This window comes from Streptomyces pseudovenezuelae (assembly GCF_001513955.1).
In the GTDB taxonomy this organism is placed as follows: Bacteria; Actinomycetota; Actinomycetes; order Streptomycetales; family Streptomycetaceae; genus Streptomyces; species Streptomyces pseudovenezuelae.
Genome location: NZ_KQ948144.1, coordinates 249,541 through 268,916, shown reverse-complemented (window position 1 = coordinate 268,916; position 19,376 = coordinate 249,541). Strand labels below are relative to the sequence as shown.

Here is a 19,376-nt window from a genome sequence, read left to right as displayed (position 1 = left end):
CCGGCCCGGACCGCCACGTCGACGTACGCGCCGAGGGTGTGTCACTTCGCCCGGCGCGCCACCGTGAAGTGGTCGATGCGGTCACCGGTCTCGGCGATGCCCGACACCTTCAGCTTGGCGTAGTGGCCCTTCGACGCGGGCTCCACGTCGACGCGCAGGAAGGAGTAGTTGAGGTAGCGCACCCGGGACCAGGCGACGGTCTCGTCGACCTTGCCGTCCTTGGTGTTGACGAAGGAGGCGACGGAGTCGCGCTCGTTCAGGTGCCCCTCGTAGGAGTCCGGCGCGGAGAACGCGTACAGGCTGCGGCCCGCGGCGCCCGCCGTGACGTAGACGACCCCCTCGGTCTCGGGGTACGCGGTCTCGCCGATCGGGAGCTTCTTGGCGACCTTGTCGCCCTTGATGACGTCGGTGCGCTCGTACTGGTGGTTGTGGCCGTTGATGACCAGGTCCACGGTGTACTTCTCGAACAGCGGCACCCACTCCTGGCGCACGCCCCCCTCCGAGGCGTGCGCGGTGGAGGTGCAGTAGGCGCAGTGGTGGAAGAACACGATGACGAAGTCGATGTCCTTCGCGGCCCGGTACTTCTTCAGCTGCCCCTCGAACCACGTGGTCTGGGTGCCGCCGGAGATGCCGAGGTTGGCCGGGATCTCGAAGGAGACGTCGTTCGGGTCGAGCGAGATGATCGCCGTGTTGCCGTAGACGAAGGAGTACACGCCCGGCAGATGGGCCTTGTCCGGCCCGTTGTCGGGGAGCGTGAAGCGGGCCTCCTCGCCGCCGTAGCCGTTGGGCGAGTACCAGGCCTCCATGTCGTGGTTGCCGTAACTCACCATCCACGGCACGGACTTGGCGACGGACTCGGTCTGGGCGAGGAACTGGTCCCACACCCGCGAGTCGAAGCCGGTGTCGGCGGTCTTGCCCGCGCCGGCCGGGTCGGCGTAGGCGATGTCGCCGGCGTGCAGGTGGAAGCTGGGGTTCTGGCCGAGGAGCAGGCTGTCGTTGGCCAGGCCGTGGTAGCTGACGCCCTGGTCGCCGAAGGCCGTGAAGGTGAACGGCTTCTTGTGGGCGGGGGCGGTGGTGAAGGTGCCCAGGGTGCCGGTCAGGTGCGGCTCGGCGGGGTCGAAGCCCTGGTGGCCGACGCCGTAGTAGTAGGTCTGGCCGGGGCGCAGGTGGGTCAGCTTGGCGTGCAGGTAGTACTGGGTGTGGTCGCCGCTGGCGCCGACGCCGGCCGGGGTGTACAGGGTGCGCACCTCGGCCTCGATCTTGCGGGAGAGGTCCCAGGGGCGGGCGCCGATCCGGATGAAGGGCTTCTTGACCGCGACCGGCACCTGCCAGGAGACGGTCATCTCGGTGCGCGGGTCGTTGCCGTAGGCGAGGTGCCGGCCGAAGGGGGCGACGAGGGCGCCGTCGACGCTCTCGGTGCTGGGGAAGGTCCGGGTCGGCGCGGCGGCCTGGGCGACGGCGCCCGGCACGAACGCGCCACCCGCGACGGCGCCCAGGGTGACGGCGCCGCCCCGGATCATGGTGCGCCGGGAGAATCTGGCGCGCAGGTACTCATGCTGTTCGGCCATGCTCATGTGCTCGGCGAGCTGGTCGGGTACGCCCATACGAGGAATGTCCATGACGTCTGAAACTCGTCGCCATGAGCAACGAGGTGTGAGACGCAGGATGGACAGCTTACGAACAGACGTTCATAAGAGCATCAACAGCCATCTGCCCGATATCGGGCAGGATTCTTGCGAAACGGCCTCCGGTACCCCAGGATCTACCGGGTGCACGACGAACTTGTTGATCATCTGACGCGGTCCACGCCCCTCAGCAGGGGCGAGGCACTGCGGGTGATCCAGGACGTGCTCGCCTTCTTCGACGAGACGACCGAGGTCTACGTCCGTCGCCGCCACCGCGAACTCCAGGCCCAGGGCCTGGTGAACGCGGAGATCTTCGGACGGATCGAGGCGGACCTGAAATATCGAGCGGTGGCGCCGCCTGAGCTGACACTGAGGCAGCTGCGCCGCATGGTCTACGGCTAGGGGACACATCCATATGTGCGGAATTGTCGGATACATCGGGAAGCGTGATGTCGCCCCGCTGCTCCTGGAGGGTCTGCAGCGCCTCGAATACCGCGGCTACGACTCCGCGGGCATCGTCGTCAGCTCCCCGAAGACGGCCGGCCTGAAGATGGTCAAGGCCAAGGGCCGGGTGCGCGACCTGGAGGCCAAGGTCCCGGCCCGCTTCAAGGGCACCACCGGCATCGCCCACACCCGCTGGGCCACCCACGGCGCCCCCTCCGACGTGAACGCCCACCCGCACATGTCGGCCGACCTCAAGGTCGCCGTCGTCCACAACGGCATCATCGACAACGCCTCCGACCTGCGCCGCAAGCTGGAGGCGGACGGTGTCGAGTTCCTCTCCGAGACCGACACCGAGGTCCTCGTCCACCTCATCGCGCGCTCCCAGGCGGAGAAGCTGGAGGACAAGGTCCGCGACACCCTGCGGGTCATCGAGGGCACCTACGGCATCGCCGTGATGCACGCCGACTTCGCCGACCGCATCGTGGTGGCCCGCAACGGCTCCCCGGTGGTCCTCGGCATCGGCGAGAAGGAGATGTTCGTCGCCTCGGACATCGCCGCGCTGGTCGCCCACACCCGGCAGATCGTGACGCTGGACGACGGCGAGATGGCCACCCTCAAGGCCGACGACTTCCGCACCTACACGACGGAGGGCACCCGTACGACGGCCGAGCCCACCACCGTCGAGTGGGAGGCCGCCTCCTACGACATGGGCGGCCACGACACCTACATGCACAAGGAGATCCACGAGCAGGCCGACGCCGTGGACCGCGTGCTGCGCGGCCGCATCGACGACCGCTTCTCCACCGTGCACCTCGGCGGCCTGAACCTGGACGCCCGCGAGGCCCGTCAGATCCGCCGCGTGAAGATCCTCGGCTGCGGCACCTCGTACCACGCGGGCATGATCGGCGCCCAGATGATCGAGGAGCTGGCCCGCATCCCCGCGGACGCCGAGCCCGCCTCGGAGTTCCGCTACCGCAACGCGGTCGTCGACCCCGACACCCTCTACATCGCCGTCTCCCAGTCCGGTGAGACCTACGACGTCCTCGCGGCCGTCCAGGAGCTCAAGCGCAAGGGCGCGCGGGTCCTGGGCGTCGTGAACGTGGTCGGCTCGGCGATCGCCCGCGAGGCGGACGGCGGCATCTACGTGCACGCGGGCCCCGAGGTCTGCGTGGTCTCCACCAAGTGCTTCACCAACACGACGGTGGCCTTCGCCCTTCTCGCGCTCCACCTCGGCCGCACCCGCGACCTCTCGGTCCGCGACGGCAAGCGGATCATCGAGGGCCTGCGCAAGCTGCCCGCGCAGATCACCGAGATGCTGGAGCAGGAGGAGCACATCAAGAAGCTGGCCGAGCAGTACGCCGAGGCCCGCTCGATGCTCTTCATCGGCCGCGTCCGGGGCTACCCGGTGGCCCGCGAGGCCTCCCTGAAGCTCAAGGAGGTCTCCTACATCCACGCGGAGGCCTACCCCGCCTCCGAGCTCAAGCACGGCCCGCTGGCCCTGATCGAGCCCGCCCTCCCCACGGTCGCGATCGTCCCCGACGACGACCTCCTGGAGAAGAACCGCGCCGCCCTGGAGGAGATCAAGGCCCGCAGCGGCAAGATCCTCGCGGTCGCCCACCAGCACCAGGAGAAGGCCGACGAGACCATCGTCGTCCCGAAGAACGAGGACGAGCTGGACCCGATCCTGATGGGCATCCCGCTCCAACTCCTCGCCTACCACACGGCCTTGTCCCTGGGCCGGGACATCGACAAGCCCAGGAACCTCGCGAAGTCGGTCACCGTGGAGTAGGGCCGTCACGGGCCACCCGACGGAACGGACCCCCACGTGATGCCACCTGGCACGGGGGGTCCGTCTCTGTCGCCGGGAAGCCGCCCAACTCCCCGGCGGGCGCGGCTGACCGGTGGCCGTCACGCCCCAACCGGCAGCCCGTGACCGCTATATGCCCTTCACAAAAGCACAAACACCCCTACGCGCGGGTAGGTTCACACATCGCACGTGGGGAGAACCGCGCGTCAAGGAATGACGATGACGGGCCGCTTCGCCCGCTTGGCGAGCCGCCCCGCGACGGAGCCGAAGATGCGCCCGACGATGCCGTGGGTCGAGCCGACGACGATCGCGTCCGCCTCGTACTCCCGCCCGACCTCCTCGAGTTCGTGGCAGATGTCCCCGCCGCGCTCGACGAGGATCCAGGGGACCTCGGCCAGGTAGTCCGCGCAGGCGAGCTCCAGGCCGAGCACCTCGGTGCGGTGGTCGGGCACGTCCACGAAGACCGGTGGCTCGCAGCCGGCCCACACGGTGGTGGGCAGCCGGTTGGCGACATGCACGATGATCAGGCCCGAGCCGGAGCGATGGGCCATGCCGATCGCGTAGGCGAGAGCGCGCTCGCTGGACGTGGAGCCGTCGAAGCCCACCACGACGCCGTGCTTGAAGGCGGGGTCGCAGGAATGGCGTGGCTCTTCCGCCGCCAGGGGCTCGGCCGCCGTGGGGTCGGCGACAGGCCGCTTGCGGTCCGCTGGTTCGAAGAATTCGTGACCGGCCATGGCTGTCTCGGCGTTGTGATCCTTGTGTGGGAGGGACGACAGTGTGCGGCGGAGCTGTGTCCGGGAATCATCTTCCCAACCCCATACCCCCAAGGGTACGGCGCCAAGCCTGCTTGGCCCAGAGCCCGCCCACCGTCCGTGGGGGTTCCAGGGAGCATGCACGAGGGGGCGCCCGTAACGCAATGGTTGCTGCGTTGTACAGGCGGTTTGCACAGGATTCCCGCCACCGGCCCCGCCTCGGCCCACCGGACGGCCCTCGACACAGTGACCGAAGGGTCGAACAGGCGTTGAACCCGTGAGCCACGCCGCAGGGAGACGCCCCAGGGAGCACACGATGACCGGACACCGACCGCCCGCCGAGGACTCCACCACGGACGTGGTCCGCTGGGCGGCCTTCAGCTGCGTCCTCGTCCCCGTGGTGCTCCTGTGGTACGGCACCTCGCTGGCCGGCGCGACGGGCACCGCCCTCGGTCTCGCCGCCGTCACGGCCGTCTGCCGTATCCTCCTGCGCCAGTCGGAGCGCGGCGCGGCCCGTCTGCACGCGCAGGAGCGGACACCCCGTCGCGGCCGTCACCACAGGGGCGCCACCGGGGCCCGTCGAGGCGGTCGTCACACCGGGGGAAATACACCGGTCGGCTGACCGGTTTCCATGCACCGCGACGATTCTTTTCAGCCAACTTCCGCGTTGGGCGTGTCCCTTGGTCCAAGCACCCCCCAACCCCCGTTCCACCTGCACGGATAGGGGTTGGGAGGCCCCGCGCACCCTACGTGGATTAGCCACTGCCACAAGGCGCACTTCCCTGCACGGCCCACGAGTGCAACGCTTCGTGATCGAATGCTTTACGCCAAGTTGCCAAGTCGACAATCTGCCGGATGACGAACTGGTCACGCCGACAGCACGGGACACAGTAGATTCGATCTTGACGTCTTACGGCGGGGGACTCGTGCAGGACCGAGGGGAAACGTGCAGGAGCGACACAACCGAGGAGCCGCGACCACCGAGGGGGGCTTAGCAGTATGAGCCACGACTCCACCGCCGCGCCGGAAGCCGCGGCCCGGAAACTTTCCGGGCGACGCCGCAAGGAGATCGTCGCGGTGCTGCTGTTCAGCGGCGGCCCCATCTTCGAGAGTTCCATACCTTTGTCGGTGTTCGGGATTGACCGCCAGGACGCCGGCGTGCCGCGCTACCGCCTTTTGGTGTGCGGCGGCGAGGAAGGCCCACTGCGGACCACAGGGGGCCTGGAACTCACCGCACCGCATGGCCTGGAAGCGATCTCACGCGCGGGCACGGTCGTCGTACCGGCCTGGCGCTCGATCACTTCTCCGCCACCGGAGGAGGCGCTCGACGCTCTGCGCCGGGCACACGAAGAGGGCGCCCGGATAGTAGGACTGTGCACCGGCGCGTTCGTACTGGCGGCGGCTGGCCTGCTGGACGGCCGCCCCGCGACGACACACTGGATGTACGCGCCGACGCTGGCCAAGCGCTACCCGTCGGTGCACGTGGATCCACGAGAACTCTTCGTGGACGACGGCGACGTACTGACCTCGGCCGGTACCGCGGCCGGAATCGACCTCTGTCTCCACATCGTGCGGACGGACCACGGCAACGAGGCGGCCGGGGCCCTGGCCCGCCGTCTGGTGGTCCCGCCGCGCCGCTCGGGCGGTCAGGAGCGCTACCTCGACAGGTCTTTACCCGAGGAGATCGGCGCCGACCCGCTCGCCGAGGTCGTCGCCTGGGCGCTGGAGCACCTCCACGAACAGTTCGACGTGGAGACGCTGGCGGCGCGGGCGTACATGAGCCGTCGTACGTTCGACCGCCGGTTCCGCTCGCTGACGGGTTCGGCCCCTCTGCAGTGGCTGATCACGCAGCGGGTGCTGCAGGCACAGCGTCTGCTGGAGACGTCGGACTACTCGGTGGACGAGGTCGCGGGCCGTTGTGGCTTCCGCTCACCGGTGGCGCTGCGCGGGCACTTCCGGCGGCAGCTGGGGTCGTCCCCGGCCGCCTACCGGGCCGCGTACCGGGCCCGCCGTCCGCAGGGCGACAGGCCGGTGGACAGCGACGGTCCGATGGGGGGCCCGACGGGTCCCGCGCCCAGCGCGCCCGTCCCGCTGCACCCGGAGAGCGGTCCGGTACCGCTGCAGACCCGCCGTACCCCGGCCCCCGTGGGCCCGCCCTCCGACAACGGCCGCGAGCTGTACGTCGGCGGCGGCCGGGCGAGTCTGCCGGGGCAGCGCAGCGGAGCGTGACGTCCTGACGCCGGGCGCGACCTGTGAAGGTCCGCCCGGCGTTCCAGGCGCCCGGCACCGCCCGGGGCGCCACAAAGGCGAACGTCAGCCGTAGGGTGTTCGCATGAACGATCGCATGGTGTGGATCGACTGCGAGATGACCGGCCTCTCGCTGTCCGACGACGCGCTCATCGAGGTTGCCGCCCTCGTCACCGACTCCGAGCTCAACGTGCTCGGCGACGGTGTGGACATCGTCATCCGCCCGCCGGACCAGGCGCTGGAGACGATGCCGGAGGTGGTGCGTCAGATGCACACCGTGTCCGGGCTGCTCGACGAGCTGGCCGGCGGGACGACCCTCGCCGACGCCGAGGAGCAGGTCCTCGCCTACGTCCGCGAGCACGTCAAGGAACCCGGCAAGGCCCCGCTGTGCGGCAACTCCGTCGGCACCGACCGCGGTTTCCTGCTGAGGGACATGCCCACTCTGGAGGACTACCTCCACTACCGCATCGTGGACGTCAGCTCCGTCAAGGAGCTCGCCCGGCGCTGGTACCCGCGGGCCTACTTCAACAGCCCGGACAAGAACGGCAACCACCGCGCCCTCGCCGACATCCGCGAGTCCATCGCGGAGCTGCGCTACTACCGCGAGGCGATCTTCGTCCCGCAGCCCGGACCCGACTCCGAGACCGCGAAGACGATCGCCGCGAAGCACGTCCTGCCAGGGCGGTAAAAGCCGGGCGCGAGCACCCCTTCGGACCCTGTACACTTTTTCTCGGCCGGTCGGAGAGATCCGAACAGCCGAACATGGTGGGTGTAGCTCAGTTGGTAGAGCACCTGGTTGTGGTCCAGGTGGCCGCGGGTTCAAGTCCCGTCACTCACCCCAATCACCTCAGCCGGTGACCTTGGAAACAAGGTCACCGGCTGAGGTCGTTTCAGGAGCCGGGCGCCTTGAGGAAGGTCCGCGCGGCGTTGAGGACCACATGGGCCGGCTCGACACCGTGCATCGGGACCGCGGTGACATCGGGGCGGAGCGTTCCGGCCCGGGGCAAGGCCGTGATGGCCAGGGCCTGTCCGGAGGCGACGAGTTCGAACTTGTCCTCCAGCGCGTCGGCCAGCGGGCCGTCCGGTGCCGGGCGGCCGTCCGGACGGGGATCGATGCGCCAGTACGCGTTCCAGGTCTCGTCGGCCACCCGGACCAGCGGCTCGTCGGAGATGTCGTCGAGGGTGACGGACTCCTTGCCCGCGAGGCGGTGGCCGACCGGGAGCACCAGCGCCCGGGGCTCCTCGTAGAGGACCGTCACCTGCGCCCCGTCGGTCGGGAAGGGCAGCCGGGTCACCAGGACGTCGACCCTGAGCTCGGGCAGGACCGTGGTCCGCTCGGTCCAGTCGACGTGCGCGGTCCTGACGTCGGCGTCCGGGAAGCGCTCGCGCAGGGCGCGCACCGCCGGGGTGACGATGATCCCCGTCGTGTACCCCACGGTGATCCGGCTCGGCTCGGCGGCCGCCCGGGCCAGGCTCGCCGCCTGGGCCGCCGAGCGCAGCAGTGCCTTCGCCCGGGGCAGGAAGACTTCCCCCGCCCCGGTGAGCCGGCTCCCCTGCGGGGTCCGCTCCAGCAGCCGCGCGCCGAGCTGCTGCTCCAGTCGCCGGATCTGCCGGCTCAGCGACGGCTGCGTGATGTGCAGCGCTTCGGCGGCCCGGCCGAAGTGCCGGTGCTCGGCGACGGCCGTGAAGTACCGGACCAGCCGGAGGTCGAGGTCGGTCATGCCTGAAGCGTACGACCGCCCGCACGGCAGTCTTCCGCTCATAACGCCCGCCACCTGCGGTGATGCCTGATCCGTATTGCGTCATACGAAACAGGCTTTGGACTGCCGCGGCCTTGCCTTCGCACGCTGAAGAGGCATTCACCCGTTCATCCGCTTCACCCGTTCACAGCGAAGGATCACCATGCGTGTATTCGTCACCGGTGCGACCGGCTTCGTCGGTTCCGCCGTCACCCGGGAGCTGCTCGACGCCGGGCACGAGGTCGTCGGCCTCGCCCGCTCGGACCGGTCCGCGGAGGCGCTGAAGACCGCGGGCGCGCAGGTGCACCGCGGGGACCTGACCGACCTCGACAGCCTGCGCCGGGGCGCACAGGCGGCGGACGGGGTCGCCCACCTGGCGTTCATCCACGACTTCACCGCTCTGGCCGCTTCCGGCGAGGCCGACCTCAGGGCGATCGAGGCCCTCGGCGAGGTGCTCGAAGACACCGGCAAGCCCTTCGTGGTCACCTCGGGGCTGCTGACCGCGCCGGGACGCGTCGGCACCGAGGAGGACCCGGCCGACCCCCGCTCCCCCGGCCATCACCGGCTCGCCTCGGAGGGCGCGGCGCTCGCGCTGGCCGAGCGCGGGGTGAGCTCCATGGTTTTGAGGCTCCCCCCGAGCGTGCACGGCGAGGGCGACACCGGTTTCGTGCCCATGTTCATCGACCACGCCCGCACCAAGGGTGTCTCGGCGATGGTGGGCGACGGTTCCAACCACTGGGCGGCCGTCCACCGGCTCGACGCGGCCCGGCTGTTCCGGCTGGCGCTGGAGGCGGCACCGGTGGGCGTGCGGCTGCACGCGATCGGCGACGAGGGGGTGCCGTTCCGCGAGATCGCCGAGACGGTCGGACGGGGGCTCGGCGTGCCGGTCACGAGCGTGGCCCCCGAGCAGGCGACGGACCACTTCGGCTGGCTCGGCCGCTTCGCCGCCATCGGCATGCGGGCCTCGGGCGCGCTCACCCGAGAGCTGCTCGGCTGGCGGCCGGAGCACCCCGCGCTGATCCCGGACCTGGAGGCCGGCCACTACTTCAAGACGTCCTGAGGAGACATCCTGACTGCCCGGTCCCGCCACCGTCCAGGCCGGCGCCACCGGCCTTTCGTGATCCTTGCGTTCAACCTCTTGACGGCATCGAGGTCAGGACGACGCCCGCGCCACCAGTTCCGTGGCCAGGACCACCTGGCGGCGCTCGAGTTCCCGGGACACCGCGGGGCGGCGGTCGGCGATCTCCGAGAGCAGCAGGTCGATCATGTGGCGGCCCATCTCCTCGATGGGCTGGCGGACGCTGGTGAGGGGCGGGTCCATGTGGCGGGCTATGGCCGAGTCGTCGTAGCCGATCAGGGCCACGTCCGAGGGGATGCCGCGACCCTCCTCGCGCAGGACCTGGCGGGCGCCGGCCGCCATGACGTCCGAGCCGGCGAAGACCGCGTCCAGGTCGGGACGGCGGGCCAGCAGGTTCGTCATCGCCCGCCGGCCGCCCTCCTCGGTGAAGTCACCGGGCTCGATCAGCCGCTCGTCCACCTCGTGGCCCGCGTCGCGCAACGCGTCCCGGTAGCCGTCGACGCGCCGCTGGGCGCCGTACACGTCGAGGCGGCCGGTGATGTGCGCGATCGTGCGGCGGCCCCCGGCCAGAAGGTGCTCCACGGCCGAGCGGCCGCCGCCGTAGTTGTCGGAGTCCACGGACGGGAGCGTTTCCCCCGCCGAGCGCGGACCGCTGATCACCGCCGGGATCTCCAGCTGGGACAGCAGGTCGGGGAGCGGGTCGTCGGCGTGCACCGACACCAGCAGGACGCCGTCGACCCGGTGCGCGGCCAGGTACTGGGCCAGCCGGCGTCGCTCGCGGTCGCTGCCCGCGAAGATCAGCAGGAGCTGCATCTCGGTTTCCGAGATCTCGGCGCCGACTCCCTTGAGCATGTCCGAGAAGTACGGCTCCGCGAAGAACCGTGTCTCCGGCTCGGGCACGACCAGCGCGATCGCGTTCGTCCGGTTGGCCGCCAGGGCGCGCGCGGCCGTGTTCGGGACGTACCCGAGCTCCGCCACCGCCGCCTCGACCGCCGCGCGCGTGGCGTCACTGACCCGCGGCGAGCCGTTGATGACCCGGGACACGGTGCCCCGGCCCACGCCGGCGCGCGCGGCGACCTCCTCAAGGGTGGGCCGGCCACCGCTTCGGCTCCGCGCTCCGTGGCTTGCCATGGGCTCCGCCTTCCCACCGTGTATCTAAGCTGGCCTGGAATTTAACAGTCCCGCGTGCGGACGTGACTGTCGCGGGGGCCGCCACCCCCCGCTCCGGACGGCCGTCCGCGCGAGCGACGGCCGTGCCGAGTGGGTCCAGTTAACGGGCTGATAACTGAAGGCATCTCTCCTCGCCCACTCCCTTGACACCCTCGCTCCGACCCGCGAACCTTCAACACATCACTTGTGGGAGCGCTCCCACGGTACCTGACACATAAACATCCCGCACGTTCCCCGCCCGAGCCGCAGCATGAACCAAAGGGCCCAACAACGCAGTTGGCCGGGGGGTCGGCACGTCAGGCAACAGGAGGACGCAATGCGCACGACTACCCGCCGGTCCCACCGGCTGTTGGCCCTGGCGGCCGTCGCCGCACTGACCACGGGAGTGCTGGCCGGCTGCGCCGGCGACTCCGACGACGGCGACTCGTCGGGCTCGGGCAACAACTCCGGCGGCGGTAAGACCACGCTGACGGTCGGCACCTTCGGGGTCTTCGGTTACAAGCAGGCCGGTCTCTACGACGAGTACCAGAAGCTGCACCCGGACATCACCATCAAGGAGAACGTGACCACCCGCACCGACGTCTACTGGCCGAAGGTCCTCACCCGGCTCCAGGCCGGTTCCGGCACCGACGACATCCAGGCCATCGAGGTCGGCAACATCACCGAGGCCGTGCAGACGCAGGGCTCCAAGTTCGTCGACCTCGGCAAGGACGTCGACAAGTCGCAGTGGCTGGACTGGAAGAACGCCCAGGCCACCACCGCGGACGGCAAGCTGATCGGGCTCGGCACCGACATCGGCCCGATGGCGATCTGCTACCGCAAGGACCTGTTCCAGAAGGCCGGTCTGGAGACCGACCGCACCAAGCTCGCCGCACAGTGGAAGGGCGACTGGAACAAGTACGTCGACCTCGGCAAGCAGTACATGAAGAAGGCGCCGAGCGGCACCAAGTTCGTGGACTCGGCCTCCTCCGTCTACAACGCGGTCCTCAACGGTGAGAGCGAGCGCTACTACGACAAGAGCGGCAAGGTCGTCTGGGACAAGTCCGCCGGCGTGAAGAACGCCTGGGACGTCGCGATGTCCGTGGCGACGAGCAACATGTCGGCGAAGCTCAAGCAGTTCGACAAGCCGTGGGACCAGGGCTACGCGAACGCCTCCTTCGCCACGGTGGCCTGCCCCGCCTGGATGATCGGCTACATCCAGGAGAAGTCGGGTGAGGCCGGCAAGGGCAAGTGGGACGTGGCGGCCGCGCCGACCGCGGGCAACTGGGGCGGTTCGTTCATCGGTGTGCCGACGGCCGGCAAGCACCAGAAGGAGGCCGTCGCGCTGGCCAAGTGGCTGACGGCGCCCGAGCAGCAGGCCAAGGTCTTCGCCAAGCAGGCCAGCTTCCCGTCGACCCCGTCGGCGTACTCGACCCTGAAGCCCGCCACCGCCACCACGGAGTACTTCAGCAGCGCGCCGATCACGCAGATCTTCTCCGACTCGGCGAAGACGATCCCGGCGCAGGTCTTCGGTATCAAGGACCAGCCGATCAACACCGCGCTGACCGACATCGGCATCCTCCAGGTCGAGCAGAAGGGCAAGTCCCCCGAGCAGGGCTGGGACGCTGCCACGAACGAGATCAAGGACGTGCTCGGCCAGTGACAAGCCCCAAGCAGGCACTCGCGCATCCCGCGTCGAGCGTCGAGGCCGCGCCCGGCTCCCAGCCGGGCGCGGCCCGGGGCGCTGACGGTCGCGGTACGCCGCCCGAGGGCAAGGGCCCCTGGCGCAGCCGGCTGTACCGCTGGGACATGAAGGCGTCTCCGTACGTGTTCATCGCCCCCTTCTTCGTGATCTTCGGGGCGTTCTCGCTCGTCCCGCTGCTGTACACGGCCTGGTACTCGCTGCACGACGTGCAGCTGTCCTCGCTGGACACCCAGACCTGGGCGGGCCTGGACAACTACAAGAACCTGCTCAGCTCGGACTTCTTCTGGAACGCCCTCAAGAACACCTTCACCATCGGCCTGATCTCGACCGTCCCGCAGCTGATGGCGGCGATCGGCCTCGCCCACATGCTCAACTACCGGCTGCGCGGCTCGACCGTGTGGCGGGTCGTGATGCTGACCCCGTACGCCACCTCGGTGGCGGCCGCGACCCTCGTCTTCACGCTGCTGTACTCGTGGGACGGCGGCATGGTCAACTGGCTGCTCGACTTCGTCGGCATCGACCCGATCAACTGGCGTGAGTCCGACTGGGGTTCGCAGTTCGCGGTGTCCTCGATCGTGATCTGGCGGTGGACCGGCTACAACGCGCTGATCTACCTCGCGGCGATGCAGGCGATCCCGGCCGATCTGTACGAGTCGGCGGCGATCGACGGGGCCAACCGCTGGCAGCAGTTCCTCCATGTGACGGTCCCGCAGCTGAGGCCGACCATCCTGTTCACGGTGGTCGTCTCCACCATCGGCGCGACCCAGCTCTTCGGTGAGCCCCTGCTGTTCGGCGGGGTGAGCGGTTCCAAGGGCGGCTCCGAGCACCAGTACCAGACGCTCGGCCTGTACATGTACGACCAGGGCTGGATCATCGGCAACCTCGGCAAGGCGTCCGCGATCGCCTGGTCGATGTTCCTGATCCTGTTGATCATCGCCGCGATCAATCTGCTGGTCACCCGACGTCTGAGGAAGTCCCAATGACCACCAGTGAACTGACGTTGCCTCAGGTCCGTAAGGAGGGGCGCCGGTCCCGCCGGGTGATGGGCGCGGGCAAGCAGCTGCACGCGGGCCCGGTGACCTATCTGGTCCTGGCGGTCTTCGCGCTGGTCTCGCTGGCTCCCCTGGTGTGGACCGCGATCGCGGCCTCGCGCACCGACCGCAGGCTCGCGGAGACCCCGCCGCCGCTGTGGTTCGGCGGGAACCTGTTCAAGAACATGCAGACCGCGTGGGACGAGGCCGGTCTCGGCACGGCGATGCTGAACAGCGTGGTCGTGGCGGGCGCCATCACGATCAGCACGGTGCTGTTCTCCACGCTGGCCGGGTTCGCCTTCGCCAAGCTGCGGTTCAGGTTCTCGGGCTTCCTGCTGCTGCTGACCATCGGCACGATGATGATCCCGCCGCAGCTGGCGGTCGTACCGCTGTATCTGTGGATGGCGGACCTCGGCTGGTCGAACCAGCTCCAGACGGTCATCCTGCCGACCCTCGTGACGGCCTTCGGCACCTTCTTCATGCGGCAGTACCTGGTGCAGGCGCTGCCCACCGAGCTGATCGAGGCGGCCCGGGTGGACGGGGCGAGCAGCATCCGGGTGGTGTGGCACGTGGTCTTCCCGGCGGCGCGGCCGGCGATGGCCGTGCTCGGGCTGCTGACCTTCGTGTTCGCCTGGAACGACTTCCTGTGGCCGATCATCGCCCTGAACCAGCAGAACCCGACCGTGCAGGTGGCGCTGAACTCGCTCGGCACCGGCTATGTCCCCGACCAGGCCGTGATCATGGCGGGCGCGTTCCTCGGCACGCTGCCGCTGCTGATCGCCTTCCTCCTGTTCGGCAAGCAGATCGTGGGCGGCATCATGCAGGGCGCGATCAAGGGCTGACGCCCGTCGTACGGTTTCTCCCGCACGTCTTCCGGGGCCGGGCCGCCGCCGCTTCGGCCCCTGTCTCTCCTCCTCCCCCCTCCATCCGTCGGTCCGACGACCTCCAATGGGAGCGCTTCCATGCCTGAACCCGAATCGCCGGCGACCCCGGTGACCTTTCCCCCGGCCTTCCTGTGGGGAGCCGCGACCTCCGCCTACCAGATCGAGGGGGCGGTGCGGGAGGACGGCCGTACGCCCTCCATCTGGGACACCTTCAGCCACACCCCGGGCAAGACGGCGGGCGGTGAGCACGGTGACATCGCTGTCGACCACTACCACCGCTACCGCGACGACGTGGCGCTCATGGCCGACCTCGGTCTGACGGCGTACCGCTTCTCGGTCTCCTGGTCCCGGGTGCAGCCGACCGGCCGCGGCCCCGCGGTCCAGCGGGGTCTGGACTTCTACCGCCGGCTTGTGGACGAGCTCCTCGCGCACGGCATCAAGCCGGCCGTCACGCTCTACCACTGGGACCTGCCCCAGGAGCTGGAGGACGCGGGCGGCTGGCCGGAGCGCGACACGGCGTACCGGTTCGCGGAGTACGCGCAGATCGTCGCGGAGGCGCTCGGCGACCGGGTGGAGCAGTGGATCACCCTCAACGAGCCCTGGTGCGCGGCCTTCCTGGGCTACGCCTCCGGAGTGCACGCGCCGGGCCGTACGGACCCCGCGGCCTCGCTGAAGGCGGCGCACACCCTCAACCTGGCGCACGGGCTCGGCACGTCGGCCCTGCGCGCCTCGATGCCGGCCCGCAACTCGGTGGCGCTCAGCCTCAACTCCTCGGTCGTCAGGCCCCTCTCGCAGGACCCGGCGGACCTGGCGGCGGCGCAGAAGATAGACGACCTGGCCAACGGCGTCTTCCACGGCCCGATCCTGCACGGCGCGTATCCGCAGACGCTGTTCGCGGCGACGGAACTGATCACGGACTGGTCGTTCGTCGAGGACGGTGACCTGGCCCTGATCCACCAGCCGCTCGACGCGCTGGGCCTGAACTACTACACGCCCGCGCTGGTGTCGGCCGCCGACGCGGAGACCAGCGGGCCGCGCGCCGACGGTCACGGCAGCAGCGCGCACTCCCCGTGGCCGGGCGCGGACGACGTCACGTTCCACCAGACGCCGGGCGAGCGCACGGAGATGGGCTGGACGATCGACCCGACGGGCCTGCACGACCTGATCATGCGCTACACGCGCGAGGCGCCGGGGCTGCCGCTGTACATCACCGAGAACGGCGCGGCCTACGACGACAAGCCCGACCCCGACGGCCGCGTCCACGACCCCGAGCGGATCTCCTATCTGCACGGCCACCTGGCCGCGGTCCGCCGCGCCATCACCGACGGCGCGGACGTCCGTGGCTACTACCTGTGGTCCCTGCTGGACAACTTCGAGTGGGCGTACGGCTACGAGAAGCGGTTCGGGGCGGTCTACGTCGACTACACCACGCTGGAACGGACACCCAAGTCCAGTGCCCTCTGGTACGGCCGGGCGGCACGCAGCGGCACCCTCCCGGAGGTCCACAGCATCCCGTAGCCACCACTAGGACGGGGGACGGGGGACGGGGAAGGGGCGCGGCAGCCGAGGGGGGTGCCGCGCCCCGCCGTTCACCGAGGTCGTGTCAGCGTGGTTCCCGCACGACCACGACATCGCCCGGCGGCACCGACACACAGCCGCCGTCGACGCGCTTGCCGCTCAGCAACTCGGTCGCCCGCGCGGCCACTTGTACGTCGGCGGTTCGCTCACCATGGTTGATCAGGAAGAGGTAGTCCGCGTCCTCGCCCCTGCGCAGCACCGTCTCCAGGCCCGCCGGTGTCTCCCGTACCGGTGTCACACCCGCCTCGGTGCGGATGCGGTCCAGCAGATCCGTGAGGGTCGACGGGTCCGGGTGGGTGGCCAGGTACCAGGCCACCCCCTCGCCGTAGGGGTGCCGGGTGACCGCCGGGACTCCGGTCAGGGGGCCCGAGGTGTACGAGGTGACGGCCTCGGCGCCTTCCAGGTGCACCCGCTCCGACCACAGGGTCGCGGTGCCGCCGTCGCTCAGGTCCAGGGACTCGCCGGGCAGCAGCGGGAAGAGTTCGTCCGTGCGGACGCCGAGGGGCTCCCGGAACGCGCCCGGGTAACCGCCCAGTCGGACATGGCAGTTGGTGTCGACGGCCCCGCTGTGGAAGCCGACGACCAGGGTGCCGCCGCCCGCGGCGAAGTCCGTCAGGTTCGCCGCGCCCTCGTCGTCGACCAGGTAGAGGGCGGGGGCGAGGACGAGCCGGTACCGCGACAGGTCCGCCGACGGGTGGACGAAGTCCACGGCCACGCCGGAGCGCCACAGCGGCTCGTACCAGGCGCGGACCAGGTCGAGGTAGCGCACCGACTCACTGGGCTGGGAGGGCAGTTCCAGGGCCCAGCGGGCGTTCCAGTCCCAGACGACGGCGACCGAGGCGGGGCTGGTGCTGCCCCGCACCTCCGCGAGCGCCTTCAGGTCCGCGCCCAACGCGACCACGTCACGCCAGATCTGGCTGTCGGTGCCCGCGTGCGGGAGCATCGCCGAGTGCCACTGCTCGGCGCCCGCCTTCGCGGCCCGCCACTGGAAGTAGGCGATGCCGTCGGCGCCCCGGGCGACGTGGGCCAGGGCGTTGCGGCGCAACTCCCCCGCGGTCTTGGCCCGGTTGACCGGCTGCCAGTTCACCGCGCCGGTCGAGTGCTCCATCAGCAGCCACGGGCCGCCCGCCAGCGACCGGACCAGGTCGCCGCTGAGCGCGATGTCGATCTCCGACTCGGGATCCGCCGACCACAGATAGTGGTCGTTGGAGACGACGTCCAGCTCCGGCGCCCAGCGCCAGTAGTCCAGCGCGTCGAAGTTGTACATCACCATGAAGTTGGTGGTGGCGGGGATCGAGGGAGCGGCCTGCCGCAGCACCTCCCGCTCCGCCGTGCACAGGGCCAGCAGCTCGTCGCTGCAGAAGCGCCGCCAGTCCAGCTGGTGGGTCGGGTTGGGCACGGCACCGGTGGCGCGGGGCGGGAGGATCTCCTCCCAGTCGTAGTACCACTGGCTCCAGAAGGTCGTGCCCCAGGCGTCGTTGAGGGCGTCCAGGTCGCCGTACTTCGCGCGCAGCCACACCCGGAACGCTGCCGCGCTCACATCGCAGTAGCACTCCGCGTTGTGGCAGCCGTACTCGTTGTGGATGTGCCACATCACGACCGCCGGGTGGTCGGCGTACCGCTCCCCGAGGACCCGGGCGATCCGCAGGGCGGCCTCCCGGTAGGCGGGGCTGGAGGGGCAGAAGGTCTGGCGGCTGCCGTACGACAGTCTCCGGCCGTCCTTGTCGACCGGCAGCGCCTGCGGGTGGGCGCGGAAGAACCAGGCCGGCGGGGCCGCGGTCGGGGTGGCCAGGTCGGCGGCGATGCCGTGCTCGTGGAGCAGGGCGAGGATCCTGTCGAGGCGGGAGAAGTCGTAGGTGCCCTCGCGGGGTTCGAGGAGCGCCCACGCGAAGATGTTGACGCTGACCATGGTCACGCCCGCCTCGCGCATGAGGCGTACGTCCTCGGCCCAGACCTCCTCGGGCCACTGCTCCGGGTTGTAGTCGCCGCCGTAGGCGATGCCCTCGGCGATCATCGGACGTCTCCGCCGAGCAGTCGGCGGGTCGTCTCCACGCCCCACGGGTCCAGGGACAGCAGCCGGTCGCTCGACGCCATCAGGCCGCCCGTCGCCTCCACGTGGGCCGCCCAGCGCTCGCGGGTCTCCACGGCCGGGCGGGCCATCAGGCAGTCGGGGTCGTTGACCCAGAGCCGGCCGTGCTGCCACTGGCGGCCGGCGCCGGTGAACTCGGCCGGGTCCTGACCCGGCTGGCTGTAGTCGTCGGCCTCGGAACGCCGGTGCGGGGCCGTGTCGGGGCTGACCCGCATCGCGTCGAACAGGCCGATGGAGGGCAGCACGGGCGCCCCGCAGCCGAGCAGGTAGGCGTCCTCGCCGATCGCCTCGCGGATCAGCTCGATGCCGGAGCGGTACGCCGTGAGGGCGTCGGCGGCGGAGTGCCGTACGCCTTCCAGCGCTCCCGCGTACAGGAAGTCGACCTTGAAGTAGTCGTAGCCCTCGGACACCAGGGTCCTGAAGACCGAGGCCAGGTACCGCGCCGCCTCGGGGTGGGTGGTGTCCAGGACGCACAGGTCGTGGCCCCAGTTGCGGCCGGCGTGCAGGAAGCCTCCGTCGAGGTCCTCGACCAGCCAGTCGGGGTGCTCGGCGGCCAGGTCACTGGCCGGGTCGACCAGGAAGGGAGCCGTCCAGATGCCGGCCCGCCGCCCCCGCGCCCGGATCGCGTCGGCGATGCCCGCGCGGGAGCGGAAGCGGCCGGAGAGGGTGAGCCAGTCGCCCAGGGCCTTCTGGTAGCCGTCGTCGATCTGGACGACGTCGACGGGCAGGTCGAGGGTGTCCATCGCGCGGAGGTTCTCGTGGATGTCGTCCTCGGTGACGCCGGTGAAGTACTCGTACCAGGAACACCAGACGGTGGGCGCCGGGCGGAGGGTCCGGACCCCGAGCTCGGCGGCCCACTCGGCCAGCACCGACTGGATGGCGGTGCCGGTGAACTCCTTCACCGGGCCGTCGGCCAGGACCTCCGCCACGGAGCCTTCGGCGACCAGACGGATCGACGGGACCTCACGCGTGGGGTCCGTCGCCGCCCACAGCCGTACCGGCGATCCGTCGCCCGGGTCGAGCGCCAGCAGGCCCTCGCCCTGGAAGGCGCCTTCGGGCACGGTGACGCCTGGCCGGTAGCAGACCGTCGCCCAGTTGTCGTTCGTCGGGCGGTACGGCTTGTCGCCGAGGGCGTACGTGCCGCTGGGGCTCCAGGACTGCCAGCCCTCCTCGTGCACGCGGGCCCTGAGCGGGTCCACGGGCACGGAGGCGAGCGGGGTGAAGGGGTGGGGCACGGGGGTTCTCTCT

At 70.2% G+C, this 19,376-nt stretch carries 16 protein-coding genes and 1 tRNA gene; 11 read left to right on the top strand and 6 right to left on the bottom strand.

The window, feature by feature from the left end:
- Positions 1-41: 41 nt before the first annotated feature.
- Positions 42-1,604 carry a purple acid phosphatase family protein gene (locus tag AQI94_RS01195; protein ID WP_031040797.1) on the bottom strand — a complete coding sequence of 521 codons (1,563 nt, stop codon included), beginning with the start codon at positions 1,602-1,604 and terminating at the stop codon, positions 42-44.
- A gap of 165 nt (positions 1,605-1,769) precedes the next feature.
- Here AQI94_RS01195 and AQI94_RS01190 point away from each other — a divergent pair, with 165 nt between their 5' ends.
- Positions 1,770-2,027 (top strand): hypothetical protein, encoded by a 258-nt coding sequence (locus tag AQI94_RS01190; RefSeq protein WP_031040795.1) that lies wholly within the window; start codon positions 1,770-1,772, stop codon positions 2,025-2,027.
- Between the two features lie 13 nt (positions 2,028-2,040).
- Positions 2,041-3,858 carry a glutamine--fructose-6-phosphate transaminase (isomerizing) gene (gene glmS, locus AQI94_RS01185; protein WP_031040791.1) on the top strand — a complete coding sequence of 606 codons (1,818 nt, stop codon included), beginning with the start codon at positions 2,041-2,043 and terminating at the stop codon, positions 3,856-3,858.
- A 224-nt stretch (positions 3,859-4,082) separates the two neighbouring features.
- Here glmS and AQI94_RS01180 read toward each other — a convergent pair whose 3' ends face one another.
- Positions 4,083-4,610 (bottom strand): universal stress protein, encoded by a 528-nt coding sequence (locus tag AQI94_RS01180; RefSeq protein WP_020123262.1) that lies wholly within the window; start codon positions 4,608-4,610, stop codon positions 4,083-4,085.
- 334 nt (positions 4,611-4,944) lie between these two features.
- Between AQI94_RS01180 and AQI94_RS01175 the strand changes: the two genes are divergently transcribed.
- The 4 genes from AQI94_RS01175 (at position 4,945) to AQI94_RS01160 (ending at position 7,716) form a co-directional block, all read left to right on the top strand.
- Positions 4,945-5,250, top strand: a complete 306-nt coding sequence (locus AQI94_RS01175) for a hypothetical protein (RefSeq protein ID WP_031040788.1) — start codon at positions 4,945-4,947, stop codon at positions 5,248-5,250.
- A 377-nt stretch (positions 5,251-5,627) separates the two neighbouring features.
- Positions 5,628-6,857, top strand: coding sequence for a GlxA family transcriptional regulator (locus AQI94_RS01170; protein ID WP_031040785.1), 1,230 nt, complete (start codon positions 5,628-5,630; stop codon positions 6,855-6,857).
- 103 nt (positions 6,858-6,960) lie between these two features.
- Complete coding sequence (orn, locus tag AQI94_RS01165) at positions 6,961-7,563, top strand: oligoribonuclease (RefSeq protein WP_037941700.1); 603 nt, start codon at positions 6,961-6,963, stop codon at positions 7,561-7,563.
- 77 nt (positions 7,564-7,640) lie between these two features.
- A tRNA-His gene (locus tag AQI94_RS01160) sits at positions 7,641-7,716 on the top strand.
- A gap of 49 nt (positions 7,717-7,765) precedes the next feature.
- On the opposite strand, the gene AQI94_RS01155 is transcribed toward AQI94_RS01160, so the two are convergent.
- Complete coding sequence (locus AQI94_RS01155; protein ID WP_051831970.1) at positions 7,766-8,596, bottom strand: LysR family transcriptional regulator; 831 nt, start codon at positions 8,594-8,596, stop codon at positions 7,766-7,768.
- Between the two features lie 181 nt (positions 8,597-8,777).
- Between AQI94_RS01155 and AQI94_RS01150 the strand changes: the two genes are divergently transcribed.
- Positions 8,778-9,674 carry an SDR family oxidoreductase gene (locus tag AQI94_RS01150; protein WP_031040775.1) on the top strand — a complete coding sequence of 299 codons (897 nt, stop codon included), beginning with the start codon at positions 8,778-8,780 and terminating at the stop codon, positions 9,672-9,674.
- A gap of 93 nt (positions 9,675-9,767) precedes the next feature.
- On the opposite strand, the gene AQI94_RS01145 is transcribed toward AQI94_RS01150, so the two are convergent.
- Positions 9,768-10,823: a LacI family DNA-binding transcriptional regulator gene (locus tag AQI94_RS01145; RefSeq protein ID WP_031040772.1), complete on the bottom strand. Its 1,056-nt coding sequence runs from the start codon at positions 10,821-10,823 to the stop codon at positions 9,768-9,770.
- Positions 10,824-11,178: 355 nt separating this feature from the next.
- Between AQI94_RS01145 and AQI94_RS01140 the strand changes: the two genes are divergently transcribed.
- From AQI94_RS01140 to AQI94_RS01125, 4 genes are all read left to right on the top strand, one after another.
- Positions 11,179-12,504, top strand: coding sequence for an ABC transporter substrate-binding protein (locus AQI94_RS01140; protein WP_031040769.1), 1,326 nt, complete (start codon positions 11,179-11,181; stop codon positions 12,502-12,504).
- Entirely contained in the window at positions 12,501-13,529 is a 1,029-nt protein-coding gene (locus AQI94_RS01135; RefSeq protein ID WP_020123272.1) for a carbohydrate ABC transporter permease, read from the top strand. The genes AQI94_RS01140 and AQI94_RS01135 overlap by 4 nt, the downstream gene beginning before the upstream one ends.
- On the top strand, positions 13,526-14,419 hold the full coding sequence (locus AQI94_RS01130; protein WP_031040764.1) for a carbohydrate ABC transporter permease: 894 nt from the start codon (positions 13,526-13,528) through the stop codon (positions 14,417-14,419). The genes AQI94_RS01135 and AQI94_RS01130 overlap by 4 nt, the downstream gene beginning before the upstream one ends.
- A gap of 120 nt (positions 14,420-14,539) precedes the next feature.
- Positions 14,540-15,979 carry a GH1 family beta-glucosidase gene (locus tag AQI94_RS01125; RefSeq protein ID WP_031040761.1) on the top strand — a complete coding sequence of 480 codons (1,440 nt, stop codon included), beginning with the start codon at positions 14,540-14,542 and terminating at the stop codon, positions 15,977-15,979.
- An 85-nt stretch (positions 15,980-16,064) separates the two neighbouring features.
- On the opposite strand, the gene AQI94_RS01120 is transcribed toward AQI94_RS01125, so the two are convergent.
- Together AQI94_RS01120 and AQI94_RS01115 are read right to left on the bottom strand one after the other, a co-directional pair.
- Entirely contained in the window at positions 16,065-18,053 is a 1,989-nt protein-coding gene (locus tag AQI94_RS01120; RefSeq protein ID WP_031040758.1) for a beta-galactosidase, read from the bottom strand.
- Positions 18,050-19,363 (bottom strand): glycoside hydrolase family 36 protein, encoded by a 1,314-nt coding sequence (locus AQI94_RS01115; RefSeq protein WP_031040755.1) that lies wholly within the window; start codon positions 19,361-19,363, stop codon positions 18,050-18,052. The genes AQI94_RS01120 and AQI94_RS01115 overlap by 4 nt, the downstream gene beginning before the upstream one ends.
- Between the last annotated feature and the right edge of the window lie 13 nt (positions 19,364-19,376).